Origin of the sequence: Lelliottia sp. 489 (assembly GCF_050435885.1) — a bacterium.
GTDB classification, from domain to species: Bacteria; Pseudomonadota; Gammaproteobacteria; order Enterobacterales; family Enterobacteriaceae; genus Enterobacter; species Enterobacter nimipressuralis.
Genome location: NZ_JBNDLC010000010.1, coordinates 47,705 through 66,577 on the forward strand (window position 1 = coordinate 47,705; position 18,873 = coordinate 66,577).

At 56.1% G+C, this 18,873-nt stretch carries 19 protein-coding genes; 8 read left to right on the forward strand and 11 right to left on the reverse strand.

What is annotated here, in order from left to right; translation table 11 throughout:
- Positions 1-91: 91 nt before the first annotated feature.
- Positions 92-838 carry a ferredoxin--NADP(+) reductase gene (gene fpr / locus ABIE11_RS20695; RefSeq protein WP_123429945.1) on the forward strand — a complete coding sequence of 249 codons (747 nt, stop codon included), beginning with the start codon at positions 92-94 and terminating at the stop codon, positions 836-838.
- On the opposite strand, the gene ABIE11_RS20700 is transcribed toward fpr, so the two are convergent.
- A complete protein-coding gene (locus tag ABIE11_RS20700; RefSeq protein WP_312070175.1) occupies positions 839-1,258 on the reverse strand; it encodes a DUF805 domain-containing protein in 420 nt (139 codons plus the stop codon).
- Positions 1,259-1,370: 112 nt separating this feature from the next.
- Here ABIE11_RS20700 and ABIE11_RS20705 point away from each other — a divergent pair, with 112 nt between their 5' ends.
- Complete coding sequence (locus ABIE11_RS20705) at positions 1,371-1,961, forward strand: DUF1454 family protein (RefSeq protein WP_100778368.1); 591 nt, start codon at positions 1,371-1,373, stop codon at positions 1,959-1,961.
- A gap of 111 nt (positions 1,962-2,072) precedes the next feature.
- Complete coding sequence (tpiA, locus tag ABIE11_RS20710) at positions 2,073-2,840, forward strand: triose-phosphate isomerase (RefSeq protein WP_100778367.1); 768 nt, start codon at positions 2,073-2,075, stop codon at positions 2,838-2,840.
- Between the two features lie 81 nt (positions 2,841-2,921).
- Here the strand turns inward: tpiA and ABIE11_RS20715 are convergent, their stop codons facing one another.
- The 6 genes from ABIE11_RS20715 to cpxP all read right to left on the reverse strand — a co-directional run bounded on the left by ABIE11_RS20715 (position 2,922) and on the right by cpxP (position 9,046).
- Positions 2,922-4,226: an SLC13 family permease gene (locus ABIE11_RS20715; protein ID WP_429185315.1), complete on the reverse strand. Its 1,305-nt coding sequence runs from the start codon at positions 4,224-4,226 to the stop codon at positions 2,922-2,924.
- Between the two features lie 73 nt (positions 4,227-4,299).
- Positions 4,300-5,043: a CDP-diacylglycerol diphosphatase gene (locus ABIE11_RS20720; RefSeq protein ID WP_129035615.1), complete on the reverse strand. Its 744-nt coding sequence runs from the start codon at positions 5,041-5,043 to the stop codon at positions 4,300-4,302.
- A 105-nt stretch (positions 5,044-5,148) separates the two neighbouring features.
- The gene (locus ABIE11_RS20725; protein ID WP_102105682.1) at positions 5,149-6,138 is read right to left on the reverse strand and encodes a sulfate ABC transporter substrate-binding protein; all 990 of its coding nucleotides are present in this window, start codon (positions 6,136-6,138) and stop codon (positions 5,149-5,151) included.
- A gap of 210 nt (positions 6,139-6,348) precedes the next feature.
- Entirely contained in the window at positions 6,349-7,311 is a 963-nt protein-coding gene (pfkA, locus tag ABIE11_RS20730) for a 6-phosphofructokinase (protein WP_100778363.1), read from the reverse strand.
- Between the two features lie 175 nt (positions 7,312-7,486).
- Entirely contained in the window at positions 7,487-8,392 is a 906-nt protein-coding gene (fieF, locus tag ABIE11_RS20735) for a CDF family cation-efflux transporter FieF (protein WP_102105683.1), read from the reverse strand.
- 153 nt (positions 8,393-8,545) lie between these two features.
- Positions 8,546-9,046 carry a cell-envelope stress modulator CpxP gene (gene cpxP, locus ABIE11_RS20740; RefSeq protein ID WP_429185316.1) on the reverse strand — a complete coding sequence of 167 codons (501 nt, stop codon included), beginning with the start codon at positions 9,044-9,046 and terminating at the stop codon, positions 8,546-8,548.
- A 150-nt stretch (positions 9,047-9,196) separates the two neighbouring features.
- On the opposite strand from cpxP, the gene cpxR reads away from it, so the two are divergent.
- Entirely contained in the window at positions 9,197-9,895 is a 699-nt protein-coding gene (gene cpxR, locus ABIE11_RS20745) for an envelope stress response regulator transcription factor CpxR (protein ID WP_006179159.1), read from the forward strand.
- Positions 9,892-11,265 (forward strand): envelope stress sensor histidine kinase CpxA, encoded by a 1,374-nt coding sequence (cpxA, locus tag ABIE11_RS20750; RefSeq protein WP_100778360.1) that lies wholly within the window; start codon positions 9,892-9,894, stop codon positions 11,263-11,265. The genes cpxR and cpxA overlap by 4 nt, the downstream gene beginning before the upstream one ends.
- An 86-nt stretch (positions 11,266-11,351) precedes the next feature.
- On the opposite strand, the gene yiiM is transcribed toward cpxA, so the two are convergent.
- Both yiiM and sodA read right to left on the reverse strand, forming a co-directional pair.
- Positions 11,352-12,026 (reverse strand): 6-hydroxyaminopurine reductase, encoded by a 675-nt coding sequence (gene yiiM / locus ABIE11_RS20755; RefSeq protein WP_429185318.1) that lies wholly within the window; start codon positions 12,024-12,026, stop codon positions 11,352-11,354.
- Positions 12,027-12,100: 74 nt separating this feature from the next.
- A complete protein-coding gene (sodA, locus tag ABIE11_RS20760) occupies positions 12,101-12,721 on the reverse strand; it encodes a superoxide dismutase [Mn] (protein ID WP_010436906.1) in 621 nt (206 codons plus the stop codon).
- A 289-nt stretch (positions 12,722-13,010) separates the two neighbouring features.
- Between sodA and rhaT the strand changes: the two genes are divergently transcribed.
- Positions 13,011-14,045, forward strand: a complete 1,035-nt coding sequence (gene rhaT, locus ABIE11_RS20765; protein ID WP_102105684.1) for an L-rhamnose/proton symporter RhaT — start codon at positions 13,011-13,013, stop codon at positions 14,043-14,045.
- On the opposite strand, the gene rhaR is transcribed toward rhaT, so the two are convergent.
- Positions 14,046-14,894: an HTH-type transcriptional activator RhaR gene (gene rhaR / locus ABIE11_RS20770; RefSeq protein WP_100778357.1), complete on the reverse strand. Its 849-nt coding sequence runs from the start codon at positions 14,892-14,894 to the stop codon at positions 14,046-14,048.
- 72 nt (positions 14,895-14,966) lie between these two features.
- Entirely contained in the window at positions 14,967-15,803 is an 837-nt protein-coding gene (gene rhaS / locus ABIE11_RS20775) for an HTH-type transcriptional activator RhaS (protein ID WP_429185319.1), read from the reverse strand.
- 301 nt (positions 15,804-16,104) lie between these two features.
- On the opposite strand from rhaS, the gene rhaB reads away from it, so the two are divergent.
- Together rhaB and rhaA are read left to right on the forward strand one after the other, a co-directional pair.
- Complete coding sequence (gene rhaB / locus ABIE11_RS20780; RefSeq protein ID WP_429185320.1) at positions 16,105-17,574, forward strand: rhamnulokinase; 1,470 nt, start codon at positions 16,105-16,107, stop codon at positions 17,572-17,574.
- Positions 17,571-18,830: an L-rhamnose isomerase gene (rhaA, locus tag ABIE11_RS20785; protein ID WP_100778354.1), complete on the forward strand. Its 1,260-nt coding sequence runs from the start codon at positions 17,571-17,573 to the stop codon at positions 18,828-18,830. The genes rhaB and rhaA overlap by 4 nt, the downstream gene beginning before the upstream one ends.
- Positions 18,831-18,873: the final 43 nt, after the last annotated feature.

Below are 18,873 nucleotides of genomic sequence, written 5' to 3' on the forward strand. Positions count from 1 at the left end.
TTTGTTCTAATGAGCTTTCCAGCCGCAGCAGGCTGGAAATCTCTCTCGCAAGAATGGAAGATAGCGTAAGAAAACAGCTCAGGAGAACATCATGGCGGAGTGGGTAACTGGAAAAGTCACAAAGGTAGAATTCTGGACCGATGCACTATTTAGCCTCACCGTGCATGCTCCCATTCACCCATTTACAGCCGGGCAGTTTGCCAAGCTGGGACTGGAGATTGACGGCGAGCGCGTGCAGCGCGCCTACTCTTACGTGAATGCGCCTGATAATCCGGATCTGGAATTTTACCTGGTCACAGTGCCAGACGGCAAATTAAGCCCGCGACTGGCGGCGCTAAAACCGGGCGATGAGATTCAGATTGTCAGCGAAGCGGCAGGTTTCTTTGTGCTGGACGAAATCCCGGACTGCGACACCCTGTGGATGCTGGCGACCGGCACCGCCATCGGCCCTTATCTGTCGATTTTGCAGTACGGGCGAGATCTGGAGCGTTTCAAAAACATCGTGCTGGTCCATGCCGCGCGGTATGCCGCCGACCTGAGCTATCTCCCGCTGATGCAGGCGCTGGAGACGCGTTACGAAGGGAAGCTAAAAATCCAGACCGTGGTGAGCCGCGAAACGGCAGAAGGTTCGCTGACCGGGCGCGTTCCGGCGCTGATTGAGAGCGGAGAGCTTGAAGCGGCTGTCGGCCTGACGATGAACACCGAAAACAGCCACGTGATGCTGTGCGGTAACCCGCAGATGGTGCGCGACACCCAGCAGTTGCTGAAAGACTCCCGGCAGATGACCAAACACTTGCGTCGCCGACCGGGCCATATGACTGCCGAACACTACTGGTAATCAGCGGAACTTCACTTCCAGCGTGTCTTTACCGTATTTATTCTCGCTCTGGGTGCCGACAAACGCGCCCAGGTCGATAATCGTCATCACAAAGATGACGGTCGGGAGCAGTTTTCCCACCACCCACGGAAGAATTGACGGCAACATCGACCAGTTCCCCGCGAGCAGCATCCACGCCAGAATCACCAGCAACGCCCACAGGCCGGACCGGCCACGATCGTGCAGACGTTTGACAATAACCGACGCCGTCGGCCAGAGCAGGCACACCAGCGCAAACGCCGCCGTTTGGGTGCCTAACCAGTTGTTATAGGCGAGGCCGAAAAGCACCAGCATCGCGACAATCCACGTACCAATCCAGATCCAAAAATCACGGCGTCCGATACGCCCTTTGAATGAAAACAACCACTGCTGTATGGTCATGTAAGGTTCCTTATTATCGTATGCTGCGTAGTTTACCCTGGAGTGGTGACTTTTTGACAAGCAGACCAGATATCGTTTTAATCATGAACAGTTACGTTCAGGGACAATGTTGATGAAAAGTTGGGCTTATCCTTTTTGGCTGTGTTTCACCCTGCTGAGTGCCAGCTTTTCCCTGTTCGCCGCCGATGCCCCCGCAACGGCACCCTACCTTCTGCAGGGCGCGCCATCGTTTGATCAGTCGATCAGTCAGTTTCGCGAAGCCTTCAACAAAGAAAACCCGAAGCTCGCGCTGGGCGAGTTCCGCGCCATCGACAGCGCGCGGGATACGCCAACCCTGACGCGCGCCGCGAGCAAAATTAACGAAAACTTGTACGCCTCCACGGCGCTGGAGCGCGGCACGCTGAAAATCAAAAGCATGCAAATCACCTGGCTGCCAATCCAGGGGCCAGAGCAAAAAGCCGCGAAAGCTAAAGCGCTGGAGTACATGAGTGCCATTTTGCGCGCCTTCACCCCGAGCCTGACCAAAGCGCAGAGCCAGCAAAAGCTGCAAAAACTGCTGACCAGCGGCAAAAACAAGCGCTACTACGCCGAAACGGAAGGCGCGATTCGCTATGTGGTCGCAGATAACGGTGAAAAGGGACTGACCTTCGCTGTTGAACCGATTAAGCTGGCGCTATCTGACGCACTCGGAGGGGCGAATTAATGACAAAAAGCAAAGCCTTTCGAGGGAAAATCTCTATACTGATTCACAGACCATGCTGCTCTCACGGGCGGCCATAATCCTTAATTCGCTTTTTTAGCGTGGAGAATTGAAATGCGACATCCTTTAGTGATGGGTAACTGGAAACTGAACGGCAGCCGCCACATGGTAAACGAGCTGATTGCTAATCTGCGTAAAGAGCTGGCTGGCGTGACCGGCTGTGCGGTAGCGATCGCTCCACCAGACATCTATCTGGATCTGGCTAAACACGCCGCTGACGGCAGCCACATCGTGCTGGGCGCGCAGAACGTTGACGTTAACCTGTCTGGCGCATTCACCGGTGAAACCTCTGCAGAAATGCTGAAAGACATCGGCGCACAGTACATCATCATTGGCCACTCTGAGCGTCGTACTTACCACAAAGAGTCCGACGAGTTCATCGCCAAGAAATTCGCTGTGCTGAAAGAGCAGGGTCTGACCCCGGTTCTGTGCATCGGTGAAACTGAAGCCGAAAACGAAGCAGGCAAAACGGAAGAAGTTTGCGCACGTCAGATCGACGCCGTGCTGAAAACGCAGGGCGCAGCAGCGTTCGAAGGCGTGGTTATCGCTTACGAGCCAGTCTGGGCGATCGGTACCGGCAAATCTGCCACCCCAGCGCAGGCACAGGCTGTTCACAAATTTATCCGTGACCACATTGCTAAAGCCGACGCGAAAGTGGCTGAGCAAGTGATCATCCAGTACGGCGGTTCCGTCAACGCATCTAACGCGGCAGAGCTGTTCACCCAGCCTGACATCGACGGCGCACTGGTTGGCGGCGCATCCCTGAAAGCAGACGCTTTCGCGGTGATCGTTAAAGCAGCAGAAGCCGCTAAACAGGCGTAATTGCCGTTGTGACGGGTGGCGTTTCGCTATCCGCCCGACAAAATGCCAGGCCCGGTAAGCGCTCGTCGCCACCGGGCTTTTTTACAGCTGTCCGAGCACGCTGAACCACAAATAATCCAGCGGAAGCAGCACCAGATAGGTCACCACAGCCAGCGCCAGACACAGCAACATTCCCGCTTTCGCAGGCACTTTCCCCAACCCCATCGCCACCACGATCGGCGACGCCTGATACGGCAGTAATGGCGTGGAATACCCCAGTACCTGAATCATGATCACCGACAGCAGCGGGAAACCCGTCGCATCCGAGAAACTCTGCGCAAGCGTGGTATAGAGCGCCGGAACGCCGTTGGCGGTCATGATGAAATTGAGCGCCGTGGTAATACCGGTCAGGGCAATAAAACTGGTAAACGGCTTATCCGCATCGAGCGGCATCAGGCGCAGCAACGCCTCCCCGACGGCGCTGCCGATGCCCGTTTGCGTCACGGTGATTGCCAGCCCCAGAATCCCTGCCACATAGATACAGGTGCGCATATTCACCCCGGCCGAAAACTCTTCGCCGGTAATAAAGCCAATGCGCGGCAGCATGACGATCACCGACGCCGCCAGCCCCGTCCAGGCCGGGCCTACGCCGTGCCAGCTCTCCGTCACCCACATCACCAGCACAACCGCCAGCAGCCACGCCAGGCGCTTCTCATCGCGCCCCATTGGGGCGGATGGCGCAAGATCCCGCGCGGGTTTTGGCGAGCCAGGGAACAGCCAGCAGATCAGGCCAATCAGAATCAGTCCTTTGAGAATGCCGAGCACCGGCGTGTGCAGCAGCAGGTAGGGCACGTAGTTCAGGTGGATGCCGTAAGAGCCTTCCGCCGCGCCGCTCATCACCAGATTGGGCACGTTAGCGGGAAGGATAGTTGCTGAGAGCTGAAAAGTACCGAATCCGACCGCCAGCGCCAGGCCAAACCACGCCCGCGAGCCGTCCGCAATGCTGGCCCGCTTCGCCATCGCCGCCACAATCGGCATCAGCAGCGCGATGCGCCCCATGTTTGATGGCATCACGAACGCCAGGGCATAGCTCAGCAGTACCACGCTTGCCACCATCAGCGGCCACGAGTCGGTGAGTTTCGCCGAGAGCGCCCGCGCGGCCCTGTCCGCCAGCCCGGTTTTGCGGATCGCGACACCCAGCACAAAGCCGCTGAACACCAGCCAAAATGCAGATGAGGCAAAGCCGCCGAAAATGACGTCCGGTGGCGCGATTTTGGCGGTCATCGCCGCCGTGAAGAACAGCAGCGCGGTGATAAATTCCGGCAGGAGCGAGGTGGCCCACAGCACGATGGTGACGCCAACGATAGCCGAGGGCAGAAACAGAGGGTGAGCAAACCAGAGCGACATGCCTGTCTCCTGTAGATTTTTTCAGCAAGTCTACGGCGACAGGCAGCGCGAGTAAACGCTATTTATGGTGGGGTCACTGGAGGATATGACATTGATGATCCTGCAATTCCTCAGCGGAAGCGCGGTTAAGCGTCAGCAGATTGCGCTCCGTTGCCAGCAGCACAAATGATCCGTCGGACTGCTGGGCCATCGCCAGCGCAAAGCGGCCCATGTGCTCGCGCGCTTGCGGCAGTTCGTCGGCCAGCATCATAAACGGGCTGCGCTGCACCAGCTCATTTTCTGTCACCCGTCGCGCCAAATATTCATGCCCTTCCAGCCCACCCGGGAAAGGCAGCCATTGGGTGCTGATTTCCCCCTGATGCGCATTGAGCTTTTCACGCACATCGGGACGCAGGCAGGAGATGTGGATGTGGAAATGATTTTGCGTGCGCCCGGTTGGGGAGTTGATGGTCAGGGAGACGGCGCTGTCAGGCACATCCGCGCCGCGCTTCATGCTCATAAAATTGCGCGACTGCCACGCCAGCCAGAAGAAATTCGGCGTTTGCGGCTCGGTGAGCAGCGGGCTTTCGGTGCCGTTGATGCGGTAGGTGGGCATCAGGAGATACTGTAGCGGCCCGTTGCGGTCTTTGAATACCACATAACCGGCATCCGGTTTCACCTGCGCACAGGGCGCTGGCTGGCGGTTATTCAGCTGATTCGGCAGGCACTGGTCGAGAACGATATGGCGTAACGCGTCGGGATTGCCGGATTTTATCCAGATCCAGCCGCCTGCGGCGAGGAGAATGGCGACCGCCATCAAGACCATCAGTTTTTTCATTACGCGTTCCCTGTTGTCGTCAGAGGCGAAAGAGTAACGCAAAAACATGACCAAATAAAAAAGCCCGGCGGATTTCTCGCGCCGGGCCACCGTGTCATGCGTTGATTAGCGTTTGCTGATCTGGTCGAAAGTGCCGCCGTTAGAGAAGTGCTCTTTCTGCGCTTTCGCCCAGCCGCCAAACTCCTCGTCGATGGTGAACAGCTTCAGTTTCGGGAACGCGCTGTCATATTTCTTCGCCACAGCCTCATCGCGTGGACGATAGAAGTTCTTCGCGGCGATCTCCTGGCCTTCCGGAGAGTAGAGATACTTCAGGTAAGCTTCTGCCACCGCTTTGGTATCTTTCTTCTCGACCACTTTGTCGACGATGGAAACCGTCGGTTCAGCCAGAATCGATTCGCTCGGGGTTACGATTTCGAACTTGTCTTTGCCCAGCTCGTTAGTCGCCAGCAGCGCTTCGTTTTCCCATGCAATCAGCACGTCGCCAATGCCGCGCTCAACGAAGGTATTGGTCGAACCGCGCGCACCGGAGTCCAGCACTTCGACGTTTTTAAACAGGGATTTGACGAAATCCTGCGCTTTAGCCTGATCGCCGTTGTTGTGATGCAGAGCGTAGCCCCACGCTGCCAGGTAGTTCCAGCGTGCGCCGCCTGAGCTTTTCGGGTTCGGGGTGATGACCGACACGCCCGGTTTGATCAAATCATTCCAGTCATGAATCTGTTTCGGGTTGCCTTTACGCACCAGGAACACGATGGTGGAGGTATATGGCGCAGAGTTGTCCGGCAGGCGTTTGATCCAGTTCTTATCAATACGACCACGTTCAGCAATAGCATCGACGTCATAGGCCAGCGCCAGAGTGACCACGTCCGCTTCAATGCCGTTGATGACAGAAGTCGCCTGTTTGCCTGAGCCACCGTGAGACTGGCGAATCACCACGTTATCGCCGGTTTCTTGTTTGTAGTGTGCCGCAAAGGCTTTGTTGTATTGATCGTAAAGCTCACGCGTCGGATCGTACGACACGTTCAGTAACTGGATATCCTTAGCCAGAACGCTGGACGATGCCAGCAATAAAGTTAACCCCACGCCCCATTTATTCATCTTCCAACTCTCATTGTATTGTGTTTGATGAATGCAGCGTGCCAGAAAGCGAACCAATGATTAAAGAATAAAAAAAGATTGGCTATAACTGAGTGGAATAAAAAATATTCAGCAGGCGGGAAAAGTAAAACGGTAATCCGAAGATTACCGTTTTTCGTTCTTTCACCCTCTCCCGTCGGGAGAGGGCTGGCGTGAGGATATCAGGCCGAATCAGTACAGTTTTTTCGCGCAGTCCAGCCAGTCACCTTTGAACGGACGCTTCATGTTTTCAATCGCGTCGATGATGTCATGGTGAACCAGTTTCTCGTTCTGAATACCGACGCAACGGCCGCCGTGGCCCTGCAGCAGCAGATCGATCGCATATGCGCCCATACGGGAAGCCAGGATACGGTCGTATGGCCCTGGGGAGCCACCGCGCTGGATGTGGCCCAGAACCGTAGCGCGGGTTTCGCGTTTGGTTTCGGTTTCGATGTATTTCGCCAGCTCGTCAACGTCACAGATGTGCTCGGTGATAGCAACGATCGCGTGTTTCTTCCCTTTCGCGATGCCTGCTTTGATTTCGTTCACCAGGTCTTCGCGGCTGAATTCTACTTCCGGCACCACGATGAACTCGCAGCCGCCCGCAATCGCTGCCGCCAGGGTCAGGTCGCCACAGTAGCGGCCCATCACTTCCACGATAGAGATACGCTGGTGAGATGAAGAGGTGTCACGCAGACGGTCAATTGCTTCAACGACAGTACCCAGGGCAGTAAAGAAGCCGATGGTGTAGTCGGTGCCTTTGATGTCGTTGTCGATGGTGCCCGGCAGACCGATGCAAGGGAAGCCCATTTCAGTCAGACGTTTTGCACCCATATACGAGCCGTCACCGCCGATAACAACCAGCGCGTCCAGGCCGCGTTTTTTCATGTTCTCGATAGCCACTTCACGGATGTGCTCTTCACGGAACTCCGGGAAACGCGCAGAACCGAGGAAAGTACCGCCACGGTTAATCATGTCGGATACGCTATAGCGATCCAGCTGAACCATGCGGTCTTCGTACAGACCCAGGTAACCGTCATATACGCCAAAAATTTCCAGACCTTCCGTCAACGCCGCGCGAACAACCCCACGAATGGCTGCGTTCATGCCAGGCGCATCACCGCCGCTTGTCAACACACCGATTTTCTTAATCATGACTACCTCTGAACTTAGGAATGCAAAAATGAAATCTGTTGCCGGAAGACGTCTATTCGACCAACCAATACTGCAAATAGTATATCAATCACTTCCAGCTGAATTGATTCAGGTCAGACCCAATGGCGGTAATTTATCCACAAAATGCTGGCCTGGCTCACTTTTTTACAACGAATTACGAAAGCTCAAAATGTCCTTTGCCTTCCCGGGGGACGACTGAGCAGGGGTCCTGGTGAATAATCACGTCTGAACCCGGGAAACGCTGCAAAATCGCCTGCTCTACCTGCTCAGCCACTAAATGCGCTTGAACGAGCGGTAAATTGTCTTCCATTTCTAAATGAATCTGAATAAAGCGGGTCGGCCCTGACTGCCGCGTACGAAGATCGTGAGCACCACTGACGCCGGGCCAAGAGGTCACGATTTCAAAGATCTCTGCGCGTTCGGCATCGGGCAGCGCGCGGTCCAGAAGCGATTGCACTGCTTCATAACCCATGCGTAAAGCGCTGTATAAAATATAAACCCCAATCCCTAACGCGAACAATGCGTCGGCACGATGCCATCCGTACCACGCCAGTCCGAGCGCAATAAGAATCGCGCCATTCATCATAACATCAGACTGATAATGAAGCATATCTGCCCGTACTGCCTGACTTTGCGTTCGGCGAACCACCCAGCGCTGGAAAGTTACCAGAACAATTGTGCTAATAAGTGCGATAACGGTAACGATAACCCCAACGCCCGGATCGTTCATCGGCGTCGGTGACGCCAGATGCTGGATACCGGTCAAAAACAGGAACAGCGCCGAGCCGGAAATAAACATACTTTGCGCCAGCGCCGCCAGCGATTCCGCTTTTCCGTGGCCAAACGTGTGCTCTTCATCCGCCGGTTGCAGGGAATAGCGCACCACCAGCAGATTGGTAAGGGATGCCGCGATATCCACCAGCGAATCCACGAGCGCGGCCAGAATACTGACCGAGCCGGTATACCACCACGCAAAGATTTTGATGATCAGCAAACACGACGCCATAACCGTCGCGGCGATTGCGGCGCGGCTCACCAGCCGGCCATAGGATTGATTCATAAACACTCCTGTCATGCCATGCCGCTAGTATAACGGATGGAAAAGGAGTCAAAGGATGAATAAACGGTTAACAAACTTGAATGAAGGGCAAAAAAAACCCCCTCATCATGAGGGGGAAGACAGGGATGGTGTCTATGGCAAGGAAAACAGGGTCTACTGGTTACTACGGGTATTGCTACTAAAAAGCTTTATCTCAGAGCTTTGTTGCATCCGGGCAACCTCACGCAACTGATCCATACGTTGCTGATGTTTGTGGTTCAAAACCGCTTGCTGCTCGGGCGATAGCAGGTGGAACATCTGGTTGCGGACCCTGGCCATTTCGACCTGGCGGGCAACTTGTTCCTGCGCCATCTTTTCTGCCTGAGCGCGCACAGCGCTTTCGTCAAAATTTTCTGCGGTGACAAGGCGATGCATTGTCTCCATTTCGCTAACATTAACAGGGAGTCGATCGTGTCGTGCCCTGTGCATCAGATCTCGCATCTGTTGACGCTGATGTTCGGTTAAACTTATGCCGTCAAACATATTGCTTTGGCCACTGTGCTGCGTAATACCCTCTGCCGAGGGACCGTTATCGCCGGTGATGACTCCAGCAGCCTGGCTAAGAGCACTAAACGCCAGTGTTGAGGCCATGACGGCAGCGGTAACTTTGCGCATCACTTGCTCCCAAAATCTTTCGTGTCGCGATTCAACGAGAGCTAGTTTACGATTCGGGCTGCAAACATGCGTCAGGGGGTGTAAAACAACGTAAAGTCATGGATTAGATAGCCTTGATGTCGTAATTTCTGCCTCGGAGGTATTTAAACAATGAATAAAATCCTGTTAGTTGATGATGACCGAGAGCTCACATCCCTGTTAAAAGAGTTGCTCGACATGGAAGGCTTTAACGTGCTGGTTGCCCACGATGGGGAACAGGCGCTGAGCCTGCTTGATGACAGCATCGACTTGCTTTTGCTTGACGTGATGATGCCGAAGAAAAACGGTATTGATACGCTGAAAGAATTACGCCAGACACACCAGACACCTGTAATCATGCTGACCGCGCGCGGCAGCGAACTGGATCGCGTTCTCGGCCTTGAGCTGGGCGCGGATGACTATTTACCCAAGCCGTTTAACGACCGCGAGCTGGTTGCCCGTATTCGCGCAATCCTGCGCCGTTCCCACTGGAGCGAGCAGCAGCAGAATACTGACAACAGCTCTCCAACGTTAGAAGTGGACTCTCTGAGCCTGAACCCGGGCCGCCAGGAAGCGAGCTTTGACGGCCAGACGCTGGAACTGACCGGCACCGAGTTCACCCTGCTGTACCTGCTGGCCCAGCATCTCGGCCAGGTGGTCTCGCGTGAACATTTAAGCCAGGAAGTGCTCGGCAAGCGCCTCACGCCGTTTGACCGCGCCATCGACATGCACATCTCTAACCTGCGCCGTAAGCTGCCGGAGCGCAAAGACGGTCACCCATGGTTTAAAACCCTGCGTGGTCGCGGTTATCTGATGGTTTCCGCTTCATGATAGGCAGTTTAACCGCCCGCATCTTTGCCATTTTCTGGCTGACGCTGGCACTGGTTTTAATGCTGGTTTTGATGTTGCCAAAACTCGACTCACGCCAGATGACGGAGCTTCTCGACAGCGAGCAACGTCAGGGCGTGATGATCGAGCAACACGTAGAAGCCGAGCTGGCAAACGACCCGCCTAACGATTTGATGTGGTGGCGCAGGCTGTTTCGCGCTATCGACAAATGGGCGCCGCCCGGACAACGCCTGCTGCTGGTTACCAGCGAAGGCCGCGTGATTGGCGCGGAACGCAATGAAATGCAGATCATCCGCAACTTCATTGGCCAGGCGGATAACGCCGATCACCCGCAGAAAAAGAAATACGGTCGGGTAGAAATGGTAGGGCCATTTTCCATCAAGGATGGGGAAGATAATTACCAACTCTATCTGATTCGACCGGCGAGCAGCTCCCAGACCGACTTTATCAACCTGCTGTTTGACCGACCGCTGCTGCTGCTGATTGTAACCATGCTGCTGAGTTCACCGCTGCTGTTATGGCTGGCGTGGAGCCTGGCAAAACCCGCGCGTAAGCTGAAAAATGCCGCTGATGAAGTGGCGCAGGGCAACCTGCGACAGCACCCGGAACTGGAAGCCGGGCCGCAAGAATTCCTCGCCGCAGGGGCCAGTTTTAACCAGATGGTGACAGCACTTGAACGGATGATGACCAGCCAGCAACGCCTGCTGTCGGACATCTCCCACGAGCTGCGCACGCCGCTGACGCGCTTACAGCTGGGCACCGCCCTGCTGCGTCGTCGCAGCGGTGAGAGCAAGGAGCTGGAGCGTATTGAGATGGAAGCGCATCGTCTGGACAGCATGATCAACGATCTGCTGGTGATGTCGCGCAATCAGCAGAAAAACGCGCTGGTCAGCGAAACGGTGAAAGCCAACCACCTGTGGCACGAGGTGCTGGATAACGCAGCGTTCGAAGCCGAGCAGATGGGCAAATCGTTCACCGTCAACTTCCCGCCAGGCCCGTGGCCGCTGTACGGTAACCCCAACACGCTTGAGAGCGCGCTGGAGAATATCGTGCGCAACGCCCTGCGCTATTCGCATACGAAGATTGAGGTGGCGTTCTCGGTCGATAAAGACGGCATCACCATCAACGTGGATGATGACGGTCCAGGCGTCAGCCCGGAAGACCGCGAGCAGATTTTCCGTCCGTTCTATCGCACCGATGAAGCGCGCGATCGCGAATCCGGTGGGACAGGGCTTGGGCTGGCGATTGTTGAGACCGCCATTCAACAGCATCGCGGCTGGGTGAAAGCCGACGATAGCCCGCTGGGTGGATTACGTTTGACGCTATGGTTGCCGCTGTATAAGCGTTCCTAGTGACTGTGGTGCCGGGCGGCGGCGACGCCTCACCCGGCCTACGGGTTTCCTCCCCTCGCCCTGTGGGAAGAGGATCGACGTGGGGATTATTTGCCCCACAATCTCCGCGAATTATCTTCGATCTGCCCGCTGATGCGTCGCTTCTGCATCGTTCTTGTCCAACTTGTCGATAACCCTGCTGCTGACAACAAACGCCGATACTGCTCGTCATCAAAGGGCATATGCCAGGCGATCGCACAGGCGTCATAAACCGACACCTCGCTGAGGCGTGACGCCAGTTCCAGCGGCGCATCCGCCGATACCTGCCCGCCCTGAATCACCCGATACAGCCAGCCGGTTTTGCCTGCCGTTTGCAGCTGCGCGGACATATCGCTGATACCAAAATGATAGTTGAGCTTAAAACACGGCGAGCGCGGCTGTGTGACCTGAATCAGCGCTTCGCCCCAACGGAAAATATCGCCAATAAAGACGTTCTGTTCGGTCAGCCCGTCCGTCGACAGATTCTCGCCAAATGCAGGGGCAACGAACAGATCCGCCTGTTCAGGAAACTCCCGCGCCCAGTGCAGATAGTGTTCGCGCGGATAGTGGCACAGCGCGCGCTCCGGCCCGCCGTGAATTTTTTTCTCGGCCTGCTCATCCCCCGCCAGCCCGAGTTCGGTCAGCGTCAGTTCACCGTCGACCTGCACTTTGGCAATCGCGCTCGGACGGCTGTCGTCGTACTCCCTGATCTTGCCTGTAAACACATTTACCGGATGTTGCATGTATCATGGCTCCTTTCTGCAGATACAAAAAAAGCGAGTCATCAGACTCGCTTCTCACAGGCTATCGTGCAACCTTATTTTTTAGCTGCGAAACGTGCCGCTGCTTCGTCCCAGTTCACCACGTCCCAGAACGCTTTGATGTAGTCCGGGCGACGGTTCTGGAATTTCAGGTAGTAAGCGTGTTCCCACACATCCAGACCCACGATTGGGAAACCAGACGCGCCAGAAATCGCTTCACCCATCAGCGGGGAATCCTGGTTCGCGGTAGAAACCACAGCCAGTTTGTCACCTTTCAGTACCAGCCATGCCCAGCCAGAACCGAAACGGGTCGCTGCTGCTTTTTCAAACTCAGCTTTGAAGTTGTCCACGGAACCGAAATCGCGCTCGATAGCGGCTTTCAGATCGCCCTGCAGGGTGGTGCCGGTTTTCAGGCCTTTCCAGAACAGGCTGTGGTTTGCGTGACCGCCAGCGTTGTTACGCAGAACGGTTTTCTTGTCTGCTGGCAGTTGATCCAGTTTGGTGATCAGCTCTTCAGCAGACAGGTTGGCGAATTCTGGCAGGCTTTCCAGCGCCGCATTCGCGTTGTTCACGTAAGTCTGGTGGTGTTTAGTGTGATGGATTTCCATCGTCTGCTTGTCAAAATGCGGTTCCAGTGCGTCATAGGCATACGGCAGGGATGGCAGTGTATAACTCATAATCCTCTCCATTATTGTCGGGCGGCACAGCTGTTAATGCCGCGTAAGCAGTTGGTTCATTATAGTTAATTAAATGATATTGAAAATGATTATCAATGCCGTACTTTTTCTAAGGTTATCCATTTTTGTGCCAATGCCGAATTTGTGAGTCTGCTCACGTGGTTAACGCGCTGATTGCCATGGACAAGAAAAGTGCGGCAACCTTCTGAAGGTTCGCTCGCCGCTTAATTTTTACACTCATCGGGTCGGAGGGAAGCCACCGGCCTATAAAAACGATGAGGACGTAAAAATGAATCATGCGATTACGATGGGTATTTTCTGGCATTTGATAGGCGCAGCCAGTGCAGCCTGTTTCTATGCCCCGTTTAAAAAGGTCAAACATTGGTCATGGGAAACCATGTGGTCCGTAGGCGGTACGGTTTCCTGGCTGATCCTGCCATGGACCATCAGCGCCATGCTGTTGCCCGATTTCTGGGGGTACTTCTCCTCCTTTAGCGCCTCCACGCTCCTGCCGGTCTTTCTGTTCGGCGCGATGTGGGGCATCGGCAATATCAACTACGGCCTGACTATGCGCTATCTCGGGATGTCGATGGGCATCGGGATCGCCATTGGTATCACCCTGATTGTCGGCACTCTGATGACGCCAATCCTGAACGGTAATTTCGACGTGCTGATCAACACCAAAGGTGGCCAGATGACGCTGCTGGGCGTGCTGGTAGCGGTGATCGGCGTGGGGATAGTCACCCGCGCAGGCCAGCTGAAAGAGCGCAAAATGGGCATCCGCGCCGAAGAGTTCAACCTGAAGAAAGGGCTGATTCTGGCGGTGATGTGCGGCATTTTCTCCGCCGGGATGTCTTTTGCCATGAACGCCGCCAAGCCGATGCACGAAGCCGCAGCAGCGCTGGGCGTGGACCCGCTCTATGTCGCCCTGCCGAGCTACGTGGTGATTATGGGCGGCGGTGCGCTGGTGAACCTCGGCTTCTGCTTTATTCGTCTGGCAAAAGTGAAGAACCTGTCGGTAAAAGCCGACTTCTCACTGGCAAAACACCTTATCATCACCAACGTGCTGCTGTCGGCACTGGGCGGCCTGATGTGGTATCTGCAGTTCTTCTTCTACGCCTGGGGCCACGCCAGCATTCCACCACAGTATGACTACATGAGCTGGATGCTGCACATGAGCTTCTACGTACTGTGCGGCGGGATTGTGGGGCTGGTGCTGAAAGAGTGGAACAACGCCGGACGGCGTCCGGTGAGTGTGCTGAGCCTGGGCTGCGTGGTGATTATTATTGCCGCCAACATTGTTGGCCTCGGCATGGCGAACTGATCACGCCGCTTTTCGACTGTGATGACGCCACTGAACCGGCGTCATCCCCACCTCGCGGTTAAACACCACGGAAAAGTAGTTACTGTCCTCAAAGCCACAGCGCGTCGAGACTTCACTCACCATCAGTTCCGTATGTTGCAGCAGATACTGTGCGTGGCAGATACGCAGCTGGCGCAGATAGTGGTTCACCGTCATCCCCGTCTGGGTACGGAACTGCTGGCGCAAGGTACGCTCACTGCACTGCTCCTGCTCGCAAAATTTCTCAAGCACAAAACTGCGATTCAGGCTGCCCGCAAGCGTGGTAATCAGCTTATCAAGCAGCGCTTCCTGCGCCGTGGCAGAAGGGTTATCCGTTGCGTAGCGATAGCGTTTGAGGGTCATCACCAGCTGGGCAAACAGCAGCTCGGCCATCTCGTTCGCCCCCGGCTCGGCCTTCAGGCTCTCCTGTTCAAGCTGGGTGATGACGTGGCGTACCTGAGTCATGCCGTTGCTGCTCAATCGCCAGTGCGGCGCGGTGTGCGCCTCGTTAAACCCGGGAATATGCCCCGCCCAGTCGACGTTGAGCTTTAGCCTGTCCGGGCAGTAAATCACGTTCTGCAAAACCAGGTCGTTGACCGAGGCGTAGGAGTGTTTATCTTCCGCGCGGATATAAAACAGATCGCCGCGGGTGATGCGGTAGGGGCGGTCATTGAGGACGTGCAAACCGTTGCCGCGCCACACCAGCACCAGCTCGCAAAACTCGTGCGTGTGCTCAGCAAAGACGTTTTGCGGATAGCGATCGGCCACCGCGACAGCCTGCCCGGCACTGGCAAAAAAATCGGATTTGCGAAGGATTAACGGAGCGCCCACAACTCACCTCAACGGCTAATAACCTGACATTATTAGCTGTTTTACGGCAAAAAAACGGTGATTCTCCTCGCGTTACTGAAGTGACGCATCCCGGCCCTGACGAATTTCGCGCGGCGACCAGCTGAATTCACGACGGAACAGCGTCGAAAAGTGGTTACTGTCGCCAAATCCGCAGCGATAAGCGATATCCGTCACGCTATCGTCCGTATGACGCAGCAGGTGCCGCGCTTTGATCAGGCGCAGCCGGTTGAGATAGCGCTGCGGCGTCAGGCCCGTGTGCTGCTTGAGCTGGCGATGCAGCGTACGCAGGGAAAGGGAAAAATTATCAGCCACTGTTTCCCAACACACCTCCTCCGCGAAGTGTTCTTCCAGCCAGGCCATCATCAGATTAAGGCGCGCGTCGTTGTTTTCGGCCCCTTCCACCAGGCTGCTGCGACGCAGCAGAACCAGCAGTTGCATGAACAACAGTTCACGGCTGGCGCGCGTATGCGTTTCCGCATTTTCCTCTACCGTTTCCATCTGCCCCACCAGCCGGCGCACCTGCTGCAGGGTGGACTGATTCACTCGCCAGTGCGACGGATAGTGCCCATCCTGCTCCTGCGGCAGAAGTTGGTTCAGCCCGGAGAGAAACTGGAACGCATCCGGTGAACGGTAGAGCACGTTGGTCAGGCACAGGTTATCCGTATGTTCATACAAGTGCCGATCGTGGTCGCGCACAAAGCACACGGTTCCACCGCTGATGGTGTAGGGCTGGCCGTTAAACACGTGAATGCCCGTACCGTGCTCAACAATCACAATCTCATGAAAATCATGATGATGTTCAGGAAAAGCCGCCTGAGGAAGCCGTGGTTCGATCGCCACTGGCGAACTTCCGTGAGGGAAAAAATCCACGCTGTGCAGTACGGTCATATCGGCCACCACCAATGAGAAATGTTCTCAAAATAGTAATTAAGGGCCGGGTTTCTCACCTTCAATTTTCGACACCAAAGCGTGCAAAGCCTGTCAGTTTTTCAAGAAACAGCGGGAAAGATCCGGAAATGCGGCAACGGTCACATGGGCTGAAATCCCCGTCATAACAGGAAACTGTGAACTTCCTCACGTTCATCTTTGCTTTCTTGCCAGCGCGCGATTTTGCCTGTCAGTGGCAAGAAGGTGCGTTTTTCTTCCCTTTCTTAGACTGTTTCGCAATGACTCCAAGAAGGACCGAATTATGACCTCTCGCCATTGTGTGGCTGTCGATTTAGGTGCATCCAGCGGGCGCGTGATGCTTGCCAGCTATACGCCTGCACAGCGCGCACTTTCGCTTCGTGAAATCCATCGCTTCGGTAATAGCCTGCAAAAGCAGGACGGCGTCGAGACCTGGGACATTGACAGCCTGGAGGCGGAAATCCGCACTGGCCTGAACAAAGTCTGCGACGACGGCATTCTGATCGACAGCATCGGGATTGATACCTGGGGCGTCGATTTTGTGTTGCTCGACCGCCACGGCGAGCGCATCGGCCTGCCCGTCTCCTATCGCGACAGCCGGACCGATGGCGTGATGGCCCGCGCCATTGATCAGCTCGGTAAAGCCGATATATACGGGCGCAGCGGCATCCAGTTTTTACCCTTTAACACCCTCTACCAGCTGCGCGCTCTGGTGGAACAACAGCCCGAACTGGTGGCAAACGTCGCCCACGCGCTGCTGATCCCGGATTACTTCAGCTATCGCCTGACGGGCAAGATGAACTGGGAATACACCAACGCCACCACCACCCAGCTGGTGAATATCAACTCCGATAACTGGGATGAAAACCTGCTCAACTGGACGGGCGCTTCCGCCAGCTGGTTTGGCACACCGACTCACCCCGGCAATGTGATCGGTCACTGGATTTGCCCGCAGAAGAATGAAATCCCGGTCGTCGCCGTCGCCAGTCACGATACCGCCAGCGCGGTGATTGCCTCTCCGCTGGCAGACCACGACGCGGCCTATCTTTCGTCAGGCACCTGGTCGCTGATGGGCTTTGAGAGCAAAACGCCGTACACCTGCGAAAAGTCGCTGGCGGCAAACATCACCAACGAAGGCGGCGCGGAAGGCCGCTACCGGGTGCTAAAAAATATCATGGGGCTGTGGCTGCTCCAGCGCGTGCTGAAAGAGCAGAACGTCACTGACCTGGCGCGCCTTATCGCCGAGACAGAAAAATTGCCGGCCTGCCGCTTCGTGATCAATCCGAACGACGACCGCTTTATCAATCCGCACAACATGAGCGATGAAATCCAGGCCGCCTGCCGTGATAGCGCACAGCCCGTGCCGCACAGCCCGGCGGAACTGGCGCGCTGCATTTTTGACAGCCTCGCCCTGCTCTACGCCGACGTGCTGAACGAACTGGCGGCTCTGCGCGGCAAACCGTTCAGCCAGCTGCACATTGTCGGCGGCGGTTGCCAGAACCAGCTGCTGAACCAGCTTTGCGCCGACGCCTGCGGCATCACCGTGGTCGCCGGCCCTGTTGAGGCCTCGACGCTCGGCAATATCGGCATTCAGCTGATGACCCTGGACGAGCTTTCCAACGTTGACGATTTCCGAACGCTGGTGACGAACAACTACCCGCTCACCACGTTTACCCCTAATCCCTGCCATGAAATTGCCCGCTATCAGGCGCAGTTTCAGCAAAAACGACTGACAAAGGAGCTTTGCGCATGACCACTCAACTTGAACAAGCCTGGGAACTGGCTAAACAGCGTTTCGCCGCCGTGGGCGTGGATGTCGAAGAGGCGCTGCGTCAGCTCGACCGTCTGCCGGTCTCCATGCACTGCTGGCAAGGCGACGACGTCGCGGGTTTTGAAAATACCGGCGGCGCACTGACGGGCGGCATCCAGGCGACGGGCAACTATCCGGGCAAAGCGCGCAATGCCACCGAACTGCGTGCCGATCTGGAGCTGGCGCTCAGTTTAATTCCGGGACCAAAACGCCTGAACCTGCACGCGATTTATCTCGAATCCAGCGAGCCGGTCGCGCGTAACGAAATCAAACCGGAACACTTTAAGAACTGGGTGGAGTGGGCAAAAGCCAACAAACTGGGTCTGGATTTTAACCCGTCCTGCTTCTCGCACCCGCTGAGCGCCGACGGTTTTACCCTCTCCCATTCCGATGACGAGATTCGCCAGTTCTGGATCGACCACGTCAAAGCCAGCCGCCGCGTTTCAGCGTATTTCGGTGAACAGCTCGGCACGCCATCGGTGATGAACATCTGGATCCCGGACGGCATGAAAGATATCACCGTTGACCGCCTGGCTCCGCGCCAGCGCCTGCTGGACGCTCTCGACGAGGTGATCAGCGAAAAACTGAACCCGGCGCATCACATTGATGCGGTGGAGAGCAAGCTGTTCGGCATCGGCGCCGAGAGCTACACCGTTGGCTCCAACGAGTTCTACATGGGCTACGCCACCAGCCGCCAGACGGCGCTGTGCCTGGATGCAGGCCACTTCCATCCGACTGAGGTGATCTCCGACAAAATCTCCGCCGCCATTCTGTACATCCCGCGCCTGCTGCTGCACGTGAGCCGCCCGGTACGCTGGGACAGCGACCACGTGGTCCTGCTGGATGACGAGACTCAGGCCATCGCCAGCGAAATTATTCGTCACGATCTGTTCGATCGCGTGCATATCGGTCTCGACTTCTTCGACGCCTCGATCAACCGCATTGCGGCGTGGGTGATCGGTACCCGCAACATGAAGAAAGCCCTGCTGCGCGCGCTGCTGGAGCCGACGGCGGCCCTGCGCGCGCTGGAAGAGCAAGGCGACTACACGGCGCGCCTGGCGCTGCTGGAAGAGCAGAAATCCCTGCCGTGGCAGGCCGTGTGGGAAATGTACTGTCAGCGCAACGATGCGCCAGCGGGCAGCCAGTGGCTGGACAACGTGCGGGCGTATGAGAAAGAGGTGCTAGCGACTCGCAGCTAAAACAGCACCCGGCGGCGCTTCGCCTGCCGGGCTTACGAACACT